This window comes from Streptomyces sp. NPDC054961 (assembly GCF_053609145.1).
On sequence record NZ_JBSGWY010000018.1, the window covers coordinates 130,317 to 145,705 of the forward strand.

12 protein-coding genes are annotated in these 15,389 nt (G+C 74.0%); 3 read left to right on the top strand and 9 right to left on the bottom strand.

Annotated features, from left to right (window positions below; all coding sequences use genetic code 11):
* Positions 1–507, top strand: coding sequence for an LURP-one-related/scramblase family protein (locus tag ACWF9Z_RS18475; protein ID WP_453603339.1), 507 nt, complete (start codon positions 1–3; stop codon positions 505–507).
* Between the two features lie 144 nt (positions 508–651).
* On the opposite strand, the gene ACWF9Z_RS18480 is transcribed toward ACWF9Z_RS18475, so the two are convergent.
* On the bottom strand, positions 652–1,431 hold the full coding sequence (locus tag ACWF9Z_RS18480) for a carbon-nitrogen family hydrolase (protein ID WP_453603341.1): 780 nt from the start codon (positions 1,429–1,431) through the stop codon (positions 652–654).
* 134 nt (positions 1,432–1,565) lie between these two features.
* On the opposite strand from ACWF9Z_RS18480, the gene ACWF9Z_RS18485 reads away from it, so the two are divergent.
* Positions 1,566–2,420, top strand: a complete 855-nt coding sequence (locus tag ACWF9Z_RS18485) for a maleylpyruvate isomerase family mycothiol-dependent enzyme (RefSeq protein WP_453603342.1) — start codon at positions 1,566–1,568, stop codon at positions 2,418–2,420.
* A gap of 103 nt (positions 2,421–2,523) precedes the next feature.
* Here ACWF9Z_RS18485 and ACWF9Z_RS18490 read toward each other — a convergent pair whose 3' ends face one another.
* The 5 genes from ACWF9Z_RS18490 to ACWF9Z_RS18510 all read right to left on the bottom strand — a co-directional run bounded on the left by ACWF9Z_RS18490 (position 2,524) and on the right by ACWF9Z_RS18510 (position 8,542).
* Positions 2,524–3,981, bottom strand: a complete 1,458-nt coding sequence (locus ACWF9Z_RS18490) for an MFS transporter (RefSeq protein ID WP_453603343.1) — start codon at positions 3,979–3,981, stop codon at positions 2,524–2,526.
* Positions 3,978–4,634, bottom strand: a complete 657-nt coding sequence (locus ACWF9Z_RS18495) for a GntR family transcriptional regulator (protein ID WP_453603344.1) — start codon at positions 4,632–4,634, stop codon at positions 3,978–3,980. The genes ACWF9Z_RS18490 and ACWF9Z_RS18495 overlap by 4 nt, the downstream gene beginning before the upstream one ends.
* Before the next feature lie 123 nt (positions 4,635–4,757).
* Positions 4,758–5,072 (bottom strand): protease inhibitor I42 family protein, encoded by a 315-nt coding sequence (locus ACWF9Z_RS18500; RefSeq protein ID WP_453603346.1) that lies wholly within the window; start codon positions 5,070–5,072, stop codon positions 4,758–4,760.
* 38 nt (positions 5,073–5,110) lie between these two features.
* A complete protein-coding gene (locus ACWF9Z_RS18505; protein WP_453603347.1) occupies positions 5,111–7,117 on the bottom strand; it encodes a C1 family peptidase in 2,007 nt (668 codons plus the stop codon).
* A gap of 192 nt (positions 7,118–7,309) precedes the next feature.
* A complete protein-coding gene (locus ACWF9Z_RS18510; RefSeq protein ID WP_453603349.1) occupies positions 7,310–8,542 on the bottom strand; it encodes an FAD-dependent monooxygenase in 1,233 nt (410 codons plus the stop codon).
* A gap of 170 nt (positions 8,543–8,712) precedes the next feature.
* On the opposite strand from ACWF9Z_RS18510, the gene ACWF9Z_RS18515 reads away from it, so the two are divergent.
* Entirely contained in the window at positions 8,713–9,939 is a 1,227-nt protein-coding gene (locus ACWF9Z_RS18515; protein WP_453603350.1) for a DUF1266 domain-containing protein, read from the top strand.
* 121 nt (positions 9,940–10,060) lie between these two features.
* Here the strand turns inward: ACWF9Z_RS18515 and ACWF9Z_RS18520 are convergent, their stop codons facing one another.
* The 3 genes from ACWF9Z_RS18520 to ACWF9Z_RS18530 all read right to left on the bottom strand — a co-directional run.
* On the bottom strand, positions 10,061–10,810 hold the full coding sequence (locus tag ACWF9Z_RS18520; RefSeq protein WP_453603351.1) for a hypothetical protein: 750 nt from the start codon (positions 10,808–10,810) through the stop codon (positions 10,061–10,063).
* Positions 10,811–10,881: 71 nt separating this feature from the next.
* A complete protein-coding gene (locus ACWF9Z_RS18525; protein ID WP_453603353.1) occupies positions 10,882–11,292 on the bottom strand; it encodes a hypothetical protein in 411 nt (136 codons plus the stop codon).
* The coding region (locus ACWF9Z_RS18530) for a DUF6531 domain-containing protein (RefSeq protein ID WP_453603354.1) at positions 11,289–15,389 on the bottom strand (4,101 nt) is incomplete at its 5' end. The genes ACWF9Z_RS18530 and ACWF9Z_RS18525, both read right to left, overlap by 4 nt.

Sequence of the window (15,389 nt, forward strand, 5' to 3'; positions counted from 1 at the left end):
ATGAAATACCTGGTACGGGACAAACTGCTGGCCCTCGGGGACGACTACTGGATCGAGGACGAGGACGGCCGCCACGCCTTCCTGGTCGACGGCAAGGCGCTGCGGCTGCGGGACACGCTGGAGCTGAAGGATCCGGACGGGCAGACCCTGATCACGCTGCGGGAGAAGCTGTTCGGCTTCCGCGACGCGATGACGCTGGAGCGGGACGACCGGCGGCTCGCGGTGATCCGCAAGAAGCGCTTCTCGCTGCTGCGCAACCACTACCTCGTGACCCTGAACGAGGGCACCGAGCTCGACATCAGCGGCCGGATCCTGGACCGGGAGTTCAAGGTCGAGTACGACGGGGAGCTCCTCGCGCTGATCTCCCGCCAGTGGTACCGGATCCGCGAGACGTACGCCGTCGACGTGATCCGCGAGGACGCGGACGCGGCGCTGCTGATCGCCGTCGCGGTGTGCGTGATCCGCATGGCGGAGAAGGAGCGCGAGGGCCCGGACCCGGAGGAGTGAGGAGCGAGGACCGAGGAGCGAGGAGCGAGCAAGGAGAAGCGACGGATGAGGGGCGGGGGGCGAGGAGTGAGCGGCGTCGAGAGCCGGGCGGCGCGTGGTCACGGGGTCCGGGGACGGGCCCCCGGACCCCGTGACCGGGCCGGTTCACAGGGCCAGGCGGCGGTCCTTCAGGGCCGGGAACTGCTCGCGGGTCGTGGCGACCTTGGCCGGGTCGAGGTCCACCGTCAGGACCTCCTCCCCCGGGCCCGCCTCCGCGAGGACCTCGCCCCACGGGTCGACGACCAGGCTGTGGCCGGCCTGTTCCACGCCCGCGTGGGTGCCGGCCAGGCCGCACGCGAGGACGTAGCTCTGGTCCTCGACGGCCCGCGCACGGTTCAACAGGGTCCAGTGGGCACGGCGGCGGGCCGGCCAGCCCGCGGCGACGACCAGGGTCGTCGCCCCGGCGTCGACCAGGCCGCGGAAGAGCTCCGGGAAGCGCAGGTCGTAGCAGGTGGCGAGGCCGAGCGTCTGCTCCGGCAGGGCCACGGTGGTCAGGGAGTCGCCGGGCGACATCAGGACGGCCTCGCCCTGGTCGAAGCCGAAGCGGTGGATCTTGCGGTACGTGGCCGCGAGCTCGCCCGTCGGGGAGAGGACGAGCGCGGTGTTGTAGAGCGAGCCGTCGCCCGCGCGCTCCACGACGGTACCCGCGTGCAGCCAGACCCCGGCGTCGCGGGCCGCCCCGGCCATGGCCGCGTAGGTCGGGCCGTCCAGCGGCTCGGCCTCCGTCTCGAACTGCTCGTAGGCGAAGGCGCCCACGGTCCACAGCTCGGGGAGGACGACGAGGTCGCTGCCCGCCTGCTCGCGCACGAGCTCTGCGGCGCGGGAGCGGCGGGAAACCACCGACTCCCCCTCATTCACCGCGATTTGGATCAGGGAAGCGCGCACGGTACCACCGTCCTGGCGTTCAAGCCGTCAACTCGGGCCTACGATCGTCACACGAAAGCACTGCCGGGGTGCTCACCGGCAGCGTAGTTTTGAAGCCATTGCACAAGCTTCCAGAACGCGCCACCAACGCGCCAATGAACAGCACGCGAGGGGTCCCGTTGACCGTCCATCCGCATCCGAGTCTTCAGCCCTATGCCGACGCGTGGACGCACTCCATCGAGGCGATATCCGAGCTGGTCCTTCCGCTGACGGAAGGCGCGTGGAACCGCGCGACGCCGTGCCCCAACTGGTCCGTGCGCGATGTCGTGTCCCACGTCATCGGCATCGAATGCGAGCAGCTCGGCGACCCGCGGCCGATCCACACCCTGCCGCGGGACCTGCGGCACGTGGTCGACGAGTTCAGCCGGTACATGGAGGTCCAGGTCGACGTGCGGCGCCACCACACGGCACCGGAGATGACCTCGGAGCTGGAGTACACGATCATCCGCCGCTCCCGGCAGCTGCGGAACGAGAAGCGGGATCCGGACACGCTCGTGCGCGGGCCGCTGGGCGAGCCGGCGACGCTGGAGCACTCGCTGCGGCTGCGCGCCTTCGACGTGTGGATGCACGAGCAGGACCTGCGGGCGGCGCTCGGGGCGCCGGGGAACTGGGACTCGCCCGGCGCGTACGTGGCGCGCGACATCCTGCTGGCCGGGCTGCCGAAGGTGGTCGCGAAGAAGGCGGGCGCGCCCGCGAACTCGGCCGTCGTCATCGACGTGCACGGGGCGCTGGAGTTCATGCGGACCGTACGGGTCGACGCGGAGGGGCGGGGCACGATCGACAAGGCCCCGTCGCTGGGTCCGGCCGTGACGCTGACCCTGGACTGGGAGACGTACGTACGCCTCGCGGGCGGGCGGGTACGGCCGCACGCCGTCGCCGACCGCGTGAAGGTGGAGGGCGACCCGGCGCTGGCCGAGGCCATCCTGGCCCACTTCTCGGTGACGCCGTGACGGCGTGACGGCCTGACGGCCCGATGGCGTGACGGCCCGACGGCGCCCGATGGCGCCCGATGGCGTGACGGCGTGAACCCGTGAGCCGAGACGGACGCGGGGCTCAGGCGCGCGCCGGGCTGGTGTCGGGCTCGGCCCCGGTCACGGCGCCGGCCGCGTGGCCCTGGGCCGGCAGGGAGGCGATCCGGATGCGCTCCCGGTCGAGGTCGAGGGAACGTTCCTGCTCACGGGTCAGCGCGCGGCCGCGCAGGCGCAGGATCTGGGTGAGGCCCAGGACCTCCAGGACGAAGACCGACGAGAACGCGATGCGGTAGTTGCCGCCCGTGGCATCGAGGAGCAGCCCCACCACCAGCAGGGTCGTCATCGACGCGACGAAACCGCCCATGTTGGTGATTCCGGAGGCCGTGCCCTGACGTTCCGCCGGGTTGGCCGGGCGGGCGAAGTCGAAGCCGATCATCGACGCCGGACCGCAGGTGCCGAGCACCAGGCAGAGCGCGACCAGCAGCCACATCGGCGCGTGCTCCCCCGGGTAGGCCAGGACCGAGCCCCACAGCAGCGCGGTGACGGCGACCGTGCCCAGGGCGAGGGGGATCCGCGACGACGGCCTCCGGCCCACGACCTGCCCGTAGACGAGGCCGACGGCCATGTTCGAGGCGACGACCAGCGTCAGCAGCCCGCCCGCCGTGGTGCGCGACAGCCCCTGCGCCTCGACCAGGAACGGCATGCCCCACAGCAGCAGGAACACCATCGCCGGGAACTGGGTCGTGAAGTGCACCCACAGCCCGAGCCTGGTCCCGGGCTCCCTCCAGGAGTCGGCGATCTGGCGGCGGACGAAACCCCCCGCCGCGGACCGCCCCGCCCCGGACCGCCCGGCCGCGGACCGTCCGGCCGCGGACCGCGCGGGCTCGTGGCCCTCCGGGTGGTCGCGCAGGAACAGCACGAGCGGGACCAGGACGATCAGCCCGGCCACCGCACTGCCCGCGAACGCCGGCACCCAGCCGACCCCGTGCAGTACGGGCGCCAGCACCAGCGTGGAGACCAGGTTGCCCGCCATCCCGACCAGGCCGGCCAGCTGCGCCATCAGCGGGGCGCGGCGGGCCGGGAACCAGCGGGTCCCGAGCCTCAGCACGGAGATGAAGGTCATGGCGTCGCCGCAGCCCAGGAGGGCGCGGGCGGCCAGGGCCATCCCGTAGGAGGGGGAGAGGGCGAAGCCGATCTGTCCCGCGGTGAAGAGCACGGCGCCGAGGGTGAGCACCTTCTTGGTGCCGAGCCGGTCCACCATCAGGCCGACGGGTATCTGCATGCCCGCGTAGACCAGCAGCTGGAGGAGGGAGAACGTGGACAGCGCGGAGGCGTTCACGTGGAAGCGGTCGGCGGCCTCCAGGCCCGCGACGCCGAGGCTGGTGCGGAAGATGACCGCCACGAAGTAGACGGCGACGCCGATCGACCAGACGAGCACCGCCCGGCGGCCGCCCACGGGATCCTTGGCCTCCCCCGCTGCCGCTCCGGCCGCCCCTCCGGCTGCCGCTGTCCCTCCGGCCGCTGCCGACGCCGGGCTCATCGGGCGGATCCCCGGACCAGTTCCGCGACCCGGCCCACGTGTGCCCGTACCGCCGCCGCGGCCGTCTCGGCGTCGCCCGCGCGCAGGGCCTCGAGGATCTCCGCGTGCTCGGCGAGCGTCCGCTCCACCCGCTCGGGGTGCGCGTGCAGCAGGGCGACGCCCATGCGCAGCTGGCGGTCGCGCATCTGGTCGTAGAGGCGGCACAGGATCTGGTTGCCGGCGCTGCGCACGATCTCCGCGTGGAAGGCCCGGTCGGCGGCCATCATGGCGCCGAGCTCGCCCGCGGCGCCGAGGCGGCGCTGCTCCGCGACCAGCTCCGCGAGCCGGTCCAGCAGGCCGGGCGGGGCGGGTACGGCCCGTCGGACGGTGAACTCCTCGACCAGCAGCCGGGTTTCGATCACGTCGGCGATCTCCTGGACGGAGACCGGGAGGACGAGCGCGCCCTTCTTCGGGTACAGCTTGAGCAGCCCCTCCGTCTCGAGGCGCAGCAGCGCCTCGCGGACCGGCGTGCGGGAGACGCCCACGGAGGCCGCGAGCTCGCCTTCCGTCAGCAGCGTGCCGCCCTCGTAGCGTCGTTCGAGCACGCCCTGTTTGACGTGCTGGTAGACCCGTTCGGCGGCGGTCACGGTGACGGTGACGGTGGCTGATCGCATGCGCACAGCATAGATACAACAGGGGCGCACGGAGGGGCCGTCCATGATGTGGACCTTCACCCCTCCGCCGGCGGCCCGCTCCCGGCGGACGCGTCCCCGCCCGCCTCCCCGCCCGCCTCCACGTCACTCCACGTCCACGTCCACGTCCAGGACGAACTCGTCGTACGGAGCCTCGTCCGGATACGGCGGCCGGACCTGTGCGAAGCGGATCCGGGCGGCGCCCGCCGCCCGGCCCCGTACGACGTACACCCGCTCCACGGTCGCCCCGGGCAGCGGCGGATCCGCCGCTGCGGTGGGCGGCGGCGGGCCCTCGGACACGGAGACGGCGTCCGCGTCGCCGGTCACCCGCCAGGTCCACACGTAGCCGCGCGCACCGCGCCCGGTGAGGCGCAGCTCGTACGGCTCACCGGGCGCGAGCGCCACCTTGCGTACCTCCACCTCGGGGCCGTCCTTTCGAACCGGGGCCGGTCGGCTCCTCAGGCCGGGCCGATCACCGCGCCCTCGTGCCAGCCCGCGCCGTCGCGCCAGTAGTGCTGGAGCAGGCGGTCGGTGCGCAGGGCGATCACCTCCAGGTTGAACCCGAAGCTGCCTTGCAGCATCCCGGTGACGGCCAGCACGCCGTGACCGAAGACGGCGCCGCGCCGCCAGGAGGAGTCGCCGGCGTTGTCGCGCCACCAGTGCTCGACGCGGCCGCCCTCTCCGGTCACGCACAGTTCGTAGTTCCCGGCGGTGTCCTCGTCGGCCGCCCCGTACTGCGCCTCGACCAGGCAGGGGGCGGAGGTGATCCCGCTGCCGAAGATCTCTCCGGGATGCCAGACGAAGCCGTTCGGATCGTCCCGCCACCACAGCTGCATGCGGCCGTCCGTGCGGGTGGCGACCAGGTCGAGGTGGCGGGATCGGGTCTGGACCAGGGCCGGGCCGTAGTGGGCGATGCCGGAGGCGAAGCGGCCGCCGTCGTTCCAGGTCCAGGGGGCGCCGTTGATCCGCCACCAGTGGTTGAGCCGGCCGTCGGCGGTGCGGACGACCACCTCGAAGTTGCCCGGAGCCCCGTAGTCGCTCTGGATGAAGGCCGGGGTCGACCCGATCGCCGCGTCCCCGGGGCCGAAGGCGCCGCCGTCGCGCCAGGCGCCGCCAGACTGCTCGTAGTACCAGTGGCGCAGCCGGCCGCCGGTGGTGACGTGGAGGGTCTCCATGTTCCGGTTGTACGTGGTCCCGGTGAAGGCGGGCTGGCCGGAGGCGTCGGAGGCGAAGGTCCGGGCGCGGGCCCAGGGGAAGGGGGCGTCGCCGTCGCGCCACCAGTGCTGGATGGCGCCTCCGCTGCCGCCTCCGCTGCCGCTTCCGGTTCCGACGGCCAGGGCCGCCATCTCGAAGTTGCGGTGGGCGCGGCCGTTGCCGCTCTCGTAGACGTTGCCGGTGTGCAGGCGGCGCTTGCTCCACGGGTCGATGTTGGTGCCGCGCAGGCCGCACTTGACCCAGTGGTCGATCCTCACCTCTCCGTACGCGATCCGGCCGTGGCCGCCGACGTGATAGCCGGTCCCCCAGGAGTTCTTGAACAGCCAGCAGCCGGCCGCGTCGTCGTAGCCGGTGATCAGGACGCAGTGGCCGCCCGCCAGCCGGTCGCTGGTGCGGTGGTAGACGCCGGAGCCGAGGCCGAAGAAGTCGTCGTACACGTCGAAGCAGGCGGTCAGCGGGCCGACCGTGTCCAGCCACACCTTCTGCTGCTCCACGTCGCCGAGCCGGACGTGCTCGGGGATCCGGACCGTACGGCCGGAGCGGTCCCAGCTCGGGGTGTACTCGGCCCGCCAGGCCTCGCGGCGGTCGGCGGGCGTCCCGGGCGGGGGCGGTGAGTACGGCCAGCAGCCCGGATCGGCGAGACCGCCGTTGGTCCTGACCCAGTCCAGGGCGGACTCGGGGCTGCCCGTCTGCCCGCAGGGGGCCCGCAGCCCGTCGTGCACGTCCCCCTCGGACCGCTTGGCCCACACGTGGTGCTCGATCCGGGCCATCGACTCGATCAGGCCGGCCGCCCCGAAGGCCCAGCAGGAACTGCACGGGTTCTGGTCCTTGACCTTCGTGATCCAGGGCCAGCCCCAGCGGCTGCGCCAGTCCACGGCCATCGGACGGGTGGCGGACGCAACGGCCTCCGCCTCCGGTCCCGCCTCCGGTCCCGCCTCCGGTCCCGTACCCGGACCCGCCCCCGGGCCGGATCCCCGCCCCGGCCCCGGCCCCGGCAGCAGGCCGTGCGCCGCCCTGCGCCGGGTGAGGTGCGGATTGCCGCTCGGCCGCCCGATGAGCTCCCGCAGGTCCACCGGCGGCGCGGCCGCCGCGGGCGTGAGACCGGCTCCCGGCCGCAGGCCCAGCGCGGGCCTCGGCACCGGATCGTCGTCGGCGAGGTGTTCGCTCACGGACCACCGCGCCCCCCTGGCCGCGAGCCTCGCCCTCAGCTCACCCGCCGTCTGGACGTGCTGCTCCGACTGCTCCGGCATTCCGGCCCCCCAACGCACCGTACGGATCCGAGCCCCGGGAGCTTCCATCCGGCCGGAGGGCACGTCAAGGGGGTCCGTACGGTCGCGCGGCGGCACGCCGGTCGCACGCGGTCGCACGCGTCGCGCCCCGCGCGGGGCCGGGGTGCGACACTCCTGCCCCAGCGCCAGCCCCTGACGCCAGCCCCCGGCCGCCTACGGGGCCAAGGCCTGGCCCCCGATGTCCGCCGCCCCGGCGAGCTGGCCCTGCCACCACGCCCGCGCCTCGTCGTGTCCCATCGCCCCCCAGTCCGGGGTCCGCTCCACCTGCGCCCGGCCCAGCCGACGGGCCAGCGCCACCAGCTCCCGCCCGGCGGCGCCCCGGGCCTCCTGATATCCGCGCAGCAGCTCCTCCCACGACCCGGCCGCGCGCCACGCCGCCTCGAAGGAGCTGGCGTCCTGCAGCGCCTTGGCCGCCCCGCTGGTGTTGTGCGGGCGCACCACGGACGCGGCGTCCCCGGCGAGCAGGCAGCGGCCCGCGGCGGTGCGGGTGGTCTCCAGGTCGTAGATCGGCTGGACGTACACGTGCTCCGGGTCCGTCAGCCCGAGCACCCGGCCCCAGTACGGCGGGAACTCCCGCTCCAGCAACTCCGCCAGATGAGCCGCCAGTTCCGGGCTCACCGTGCCCGGCGGGAAACTCGTCGGGTCGTCGAGCCGCAGCCCCGCCGCGGGCGGCGGCACGGCGTACAGCACCCAGTTCACGCGCAGGCCGCCGTCCGGCCCTCCCGGGATCCGGTAGACCACGCAGCTTCCGCCGGGGAAGCACACCGTGCTCACCGCGTCGGCGGGCCAGTCCGCGGCGCCCCCCGCCAAGGAGTCCAGCCGCCGGGCGTCGAAGTGGCCGCGCCAGCAGACGTATCCGGCGTAGTGCGGCCGGGAGCCCGGGCAGACCGCCTCGCGCACCACGGAGCGGTAGCCGTCGGCGCCGACCGCGAGGTCGTACCGTTCCACCGCCCCGCCGGCCAGCCGCACCTCGGCCCCGCCGGCCACCTGTGCCACCCCCGTGACGGTCTCGCCCTGCCGGTAGACCACCGCGTCCGGGGTGGCCTCCCGCAGCCCGCGCCACAACAGCCCCCAGTGGTAGCTGTGGAACGGGAACGGCTGCTCCCAGATCACCCGCCCGGCCGCTCCCGCCCCCGGGTCCCGGACCACCCAGCGGCGCCGGGCCAGCGGGTGCGCGGGGATCCCGGCGGGCAGCGCCCCGCTCGCGGTGAGTTCGGCGGCACGGTCGTCGTGCACGCAGAGCCCGACCCCCCGGTCCGCGAGCCGCCCGCGCGTACGCTCCAGCACCACCACCTCGGCCGCCCCGGCGCGCGCGGCCGCCGAAGCGAACGCACACCCGGCGATGCTGCCGCCGACCACCGCGACCGTACCCGTACCGCCCCGCATAGCCGCTCCCTCTGCCGCGACGAGTCCCCCAGGGCCCGACACCCTACTGGCGCTCCGGGCCCGGGCGAACCGTACGATTTCGGCCAGGCGCGCGGAGGCGGGACCAGCCGGTCCGTCGCCGGCCGCCTCGGCCGGACCGGCCCACAGGGGGCGCCGTTAGGCTGGCCCGCATGGATGGGTGGATGGCGCCGAGCTCCATCGAGCGCGAGCTGTACGAGGCCAAGGCACGCGGCGACTGGGCGGGATACCTCGACGCATTGGCCCGCAGCGAGCTGTTCCTCCCGCAGTCCCGCGCGCACATGGACGCCGAGCCCGCGCACGCCCGTTTCCACCCCAGTCCCGACGGCCGCAGCCTCGCCGTCTACACGCGCGGGATGCTGCCCGTCCCCGACCCGCACACCGTGTACACCCGCCAGTCCCTCGCCTGGTTCGCCAAGGCCTGGGACCACCGGGACCCCTCGCACCTCGCCGTGAACCCCGGCTCGCCCACCGAGGCCTACCTCACCGCCACCCCCGCCGACCGCGCCCGCTGGCAGGCCCACTGGGACGCCGCCGCCCCCGCCTGGGGCCTCGCCGCCGGCGCCGTGCACTCCCTGCACACCGGCGGACCGCTGCACGGGCCCGTCGCGCACGGCCTCGCCGTCGGCGCCCACCTCGCCGTCTCCAACGGGGAGTTCTGGAACGCCCTCGCCTACCACGGCAACGGCTACGTCCGGGAGCGCGAACGCCTGCGCGAGCTCTGGGGCATCACCACCCCCGAGGGCTGGCAGGACGTCCTGCACCGGATGCTGGCCGCCGAGATCGTCAGCCCCGTCTGGGAGTTCGCGCTGCGCGTGCGCCGCGTCCTGGCCTCCGACTTCGCCGGCCCCGTCGACACCGAGCACTGGCGGCACGCCGCCGCCTCCACCCTGCGCCGCAGCGCCGAGCGGGCCGCCGAACCGCAGCTCACCCCCGACGGGGTCACCGTCGCGGAGCCCCGTCCCACCGCCGAGGTCGAGGGCGAGATCGCGGGCGTGCAGCGGCTGATCGGCCGGATCGCGCGCTACGAGCAGCGCTTCCGCGCCGACGGGCTGCTCGCCGAAGGGGACTGGGTCCGCTCCGTCGAGGGCTGGGACCACGGCCGCGCCTCGCAGATGGCCCGCTGGGGTCTGGCGACCCGCTACGGCACCCTCGACGAAGCCGAACGGGCGGTGCTGCGCGCCGGAAAGGCCGCGCGCGAGACGTACCGGTCGTGGGAGGAGTTCTCCGCCGGGTACTCGCTGGCGCGGTGCCTGCACTTCGACGAGGAGGAGTTCGGCGCGTGGTACACCAGCTCGCTGGCCACGCACCGCGCGCTGACCACGGACCCGGCCGGTCCCTGGCGCAACATCCCGTGGAGGGGGTCCGACGTCGCGTAGCCGGCGCCGCGGTCCGCCGCGGAGGCGGGCGCCGGCGTCCGCGTCACCCCGGCCCGGATGTCCGGCAGCCCCGTCCGCCGGGCCCCGGCCTACGGGAGCCCCGGCCTACGGGAGCCCCGGCCTACGGGAGCCCCGGCCGCAGCGCCGCCCAGGCGTCGGCGGCGACCGCCAAGGGGTCCGTGGCGGCCAGGTGCGGGCGGGCCGGGTCCATGCAGGGGATCAGGTGCTTCGCGCGGCGCAGCTGCTGGAGGGCGGGTCGCGGGAGCTCCCGCCAGACGCGCGCCCGCCCGGCCGCCTGCTCCGGGGTCATCCCGATGCGGGCCAGCACGTCCCGGCAGAGCGCGGCGGGATCGCGGTCGGGGTCGCCGTCCGTGCCGGGACCGAACCGCCGGAGCAGATAGCTGCGCACGTGGGGCTGTTCCTCCGGGCGGCCGGCCCGCGCGATCGCGGCCAGCGCCACCCTCCCCCACCGCAGCCGCATCCCGTCGGGCAGGCTCTCGTCCCGCATCCTGGCCGTCGCCAGGGCCCGCAGCGGGCCCGGATGCGGTTCCTCCAGCAGCGGCGGCCCGGTGGCCAGCCACGCCTCCACCTCCGCCAGAGCGTGCCCGCCGGGCGGTACGTACGTCAGCACCTGCCCCCGGGCGAGCAGCGCGACCACGGGACCCCTGAGGTGGACCTTCGCCGTGTGTCCCGCGTCGCAGCACTCCACCGTGCGCCCGTACCGCTCGATCCGCCGCAGCCCGAGCCGCAGCTCCCCGGCCGCGTAGACCTGACCGGCGCGCGCCACCCCGCCGACGCACCTGACCACGCACACGCCACCCGCGCCATCGGCGGCCTCGACGGCGTACACCTGCAACTCGGCGATGGACACCCGCGACCCACCCCTTTCCCGGCCGGGAGGCTACCGCGCCTCGGGGCCCGGCAGGGCCCGGACGGGCAAGGTCATCGCCAGGTGTGGGTGTCCACGATCTCGCCGGTCTCCACGTCGATGCGGCCGTGGAAGTCGCCCGCGTTGCGCGTGACCATGATCAGGAGCGGCCGGCCGTCCTGCAGGAAGGCGTAGTCGAAGCCGTGCAGGTCGCTCGGGGCGTTCACCAGGTCCCGCGGCGGGGTCAGCCGGCGCCACTCCGAGCCGTCGGCCCGGAAGACCACCGCGTTGTCCGAGGGGGTGAAGGGCGCGGTGTCGATGGCTTCCACCACCAGCACCCGCGTCTGGTCGTACTCCCGCCACGCCGTGACGGACCGCGGCGGGCGCTCGTACGACTTCTCGACGGCGCCGGCGGGCCCGCTCCAGCGGACCGTCGTATCGCCGTCGGCCCAGGTGACCGCGACGTCCGTACCCTCTGTTGTCACTGGGGAATCTCCTTCGGTGGGCCGACCGGAATCAGCCGGGCGCGGTCTTCGAACTCCATGATCTCTATTTGGGTCCCGCCGCCCGGCAGCCGGCCCAGCTTCGGATCCACCTGGGGTCCGATGATGCTTTCCTGCACGAGGATCGGGTCGCCGTCGGAGATGCGGTAGCGCTGGAGCAGCGAGACGTCCGGCTTCCAGTCCGTGCGGACGGCCATCTGGTCGCGGACGTACTGCTGGTTGGGGACGTCGTCGAACGTACCGAATCCACCCGGACCCCTCTGGCCCGGGGAGACCACCATGTTGAACTCCTCGCCCGGCTTGGCGAAGCGCGCGACGATCGTCGAGCCCTCCAGGTGCGGGACGGTGTCACCGCGTTTGGACGGGGGCAGGGCCTTGGGTTCCTCGCCCGGCTTGGTGCACGGGGTGAGGCCCAGCGGGTCCGCCCACACGTGCGGGTTGGAGACGTAGGCGACCGGGTTCGGGGCCGGGGCGAGGCCCAGGGGGTCGGCCGTCAGGTAGCGGGCCGTCTCCGGGTCGTAGGTGCGGAAGTAGTTGTGGTGGAGTCCGGTCTCCGGGTCGTAGTACTGGCCCGGGAAGCGCAGCGGGGTGTAGGCGGAGGCGTCGCGGTTCCAGCTGGTCGTGCCCCAGAGCGTCGCCCGGGTGCGCCAGGCGACCTCGCCCCGCTCGTCGATCAACTCGGTCGGGGTGCCGACCAGGTCCGTGACGATGGAGAAGAACCGGCTGTCGATCTCCTCCTGCGGGGCCTTCGAGAGCCCCACCGCCTCCGGTGCCCTGCGGAGGGTCTCCGTCTGCGTGAGCGGGTGCGTGCCGCGGTGCGTCCAGCTGACGGTGACCTCGTGCGGGTCGCTTGCCAAGCGCGTCGTCTGCTCGAGGAGGGTCGGGCCGTCCCACGTGAAGACGGTTTCCTCCACGACCTCGGCCGAGGCCGCTTCCGAGGTCGCGTCCGCCGATGTTTCACGTGAAACATCGGACGGCGCGAGCCGCTGCTTCGCCGCCCGGCGGCCCAGCGCGTCGTAGCGGTACCGCCAGCGCGTCCCGTCCGGGGTGGTCACCTCGGTGAGCCGGTCGTCCGCGTCCCACGTGTAGTGCCAGGTGTCCGGCTTCCGGGAGAGCCGGGTCTTCTGCCGCAGGACCACGCGGCCCTGGGCGTCGTGCTCGTAGCGCACGCGGCCCGCGCGGTTGATCCGCGTGCCGGTGTAGGCGCGCTCGCCGGTGGCTTCCGTGCCCAGCTGCTCCGGCCAGGCGGCCGAGGTCTGGTTGCCCGCCTCGTCGTAGGCGTAGCGCTCCGACCAGGAGGCGGCGTCCACGGCGGTGACCCGGGAGGCCGTGTCCAGGGTGAAGGTCCGTGGACCCGTCTCCGCGTCGTCGATGCCCAGCAGGTTGCCGTCGGCGCGGTAGCTGTAGCCGCGGCGCAGCAGGGTCCGCTGGTCCGAGCCGGTGATGTGCCGGGTCGTGAGCCGGCCCACCGCGTCGAAGGTCTGGTGCAGCTCCGTGTGGTCGCCGACGCGCCGCGTCAGTTCGTGGCCGGCCGCGTCCCGTTCGAAGGTCAGCTTCCGGCCCGAGGAGGTGAGCTCGGTGCAGTGGCCGCCCTCGTCGTACGTCCAGCGGGTCTGTGCCCCGGTGGGGGTGGTCATGGCGGCGGGCCGGCTCAGCTCGTCGTACGCGTAGCGGACGGTGCGGCCGTCGACCTGCTCCTCGACCAGGCGCCCGTGCCGGTCGCGGATGCGGACCAGCCGGGTGCCGTCGGAGGAGACCGCGGCGGCGGGCAGGTCGAAGACGTCGAACTCGAACGTCGCCGTGCCCGTGGGGGAGGTCTTGCGGGTGATCCGGCCGAGCACGTCCCGCTCGTAGGCGATCTCCTCGCCCAGCCCGTTCACCCGCGAGCGCAGGAAGCCGGTCGGGTCGTACGCATAGGTCAGCGTCAGGCCGTCGAAGTCCGTCTCCGAGACCAGCCGGCCCGCCGCGTCGTACGCGTATTCCCAGGTCAGGCCCTGGGGGTTGCGCACGCCCGTCAGTCGCAGCAACGCGTCGTGGGTGTACTCGTACCGCACGCCGTCGGGGCCGGTCCGGGAGGCGAGCAGGTCGAAGTGGGTGTACTCGAAGCGGGTGACCCCGCCCGCCGGGTCGGTGAAGGAGGTGCAGTTGCCCTCGCCGTCGTACGTCCACAGCGATGCGGCCCCGTCGGGGTCCACCCGGCGGGCGGGCCGGCCCTCCGGGGTCCACTCCACGGTGGTCACGCCACCGAGCGGATCGGTCACGCGCACCGCGCGCCCGAAGGCATCGCGTTCGAACCGCGAGGTGGCACCGAGCGGGTCCGAGATCGTGACCGGCAGGCCGGCCGCGTCGGTGGTGTAACGGGTGACGGCGCCCAGCGGGTTGGTCACCGAGACGAGGTGGCCGCGCTCGTCGTGGGCGAAGGTGGTGACCGCGCCCGTCGAGGTGGTGAGCGAGGTGCGGTTGCCGCGGGCGTCGAAGCTCTGGCGGACGACCGTGCCGTCGGCGTTCGCCACCCGGACCGGCAGGCCGAGTGCGTCGTACTCGGTGCCCGCGGTGCGCCCGTCGGGACGGATCGAGCGGGTGATCCGGCCCGCCGCGTCGTACTCCTGGAGCGAGGTGGCGCCCAGGGCGTCGGTACGGCTGATCACGCGCCCGGCGCTGTCGTACTGGTAGCGGGTGATCGCGCCGAGCGGGTCGATCTCGGCGACGACCCGGAACCGCTCGTCGATCAGGTAGCGGCGGGTGTGCCCGTCGGCGGTGGTGACCGCGGTGACGCGGTGGCCGGTCGCCGGGTCGCGCCCGTCGTAGGTGAGGGTGAGGGCGAGGTGCCCGGCCTCGCCGCCTTCGGCGACGCAGCGGTCCTGGTCGTCGTAGACGTAGTCGTAGCGGCTGCCGTTGGTGTCGGTCCAGGAGGTGATGCGCCGGCGCTCGTCGTAGGCGAGCCGCAGCGGCAGGCCGGAGGAGTTGACGACCTCGGTGAGGTTCCCGTCGGTGTAGCCGTACGCGAGGACGCGCGGGCCGCCGGTCAGGTGGAGGGCGGTGATCCGGCCCTCGGCGGTCTCGAAGCGGAGGTGGTAGCCGCCGGAATGGGCCATGCCGGCCGGCACGCCCCCGGCGTCGTACTCGAAGACGATGTGGTTGCCGTTGCGGTCGTCCAGCTGGACGATCGGCGCGATGCCGTTCCCCTCGCCGTCCTCGCGGCCGTCGGCGGCGGCGCCGGCCGGCGGGCCGAAGCGGCGCACCTGCCCGGTCGCGGGGTCGGTCACCGTCCAGTCGCCGTCCGGGGTCCGCTCCAGCGGACGGGGCGGGCCGGTGGCGGGAAGCACCGGGAGGCCGGGGGCCGGGTGCGGGTACGCGACCACGAGCCCGTCCTCGGCGACCAGGACGACGCCCGCCGCGTCGATCTCCAGGTGCTGGTCGATCGTGGAGGCCCAGGACGGGCCGAACCAGCGGCCGGCCGTGTAGCCGGACTCCGCGCGGCGGGTGAAGACCAGCGGGAGCGTGCCGGGCAGGACCAGATCGGTCTGCGGGAGGTACATCCGGCCGGTGGCGAGGTCGACCGGGTCGGTGTGACCCGTGGCCTTGTCCGCGTCCGGGGTCTTGTGCAGGTCCGGGCCGTCGCCTTCGAGGGCCGTGCGGCCGGGTCCCTTGAGGTCGTCGAGGTGCGAGGCCGCCGAGCCGGCCTTCTTCAGCGAGCCCAGGCCCTTGGAACCGATGAGCTCCGGAAGCATCTTGCCCAGGCCCTCGGACGGGTCCTTCATGAACTCGTCGAGCATCTGCTTGCCCGCGCCCATCGGGTCGTTGGCCATCGTGACCAGACCCGCCGCCGTCGAGTTCAACGCCGTCACGTACTCGGCCGGATGCGTCAGGTTGTACGGATCCATCGGATTGAGCGCGCGGGCGAAGTTCACGATCCCCGCCGTGCCCTTGAGGACACCCCCCGCCAGATGCGTCTCGGCCAGGTCCAGGTAGTCCATCCCGTCGCCGAACTGCTCGGTGTACGAAGGCTTCGGCGGAGCCGCGTCACGCGCCGCCCGCACCGCCGCCCGCACCGTCTCCGCGACGTCGTTGCGCTGCTT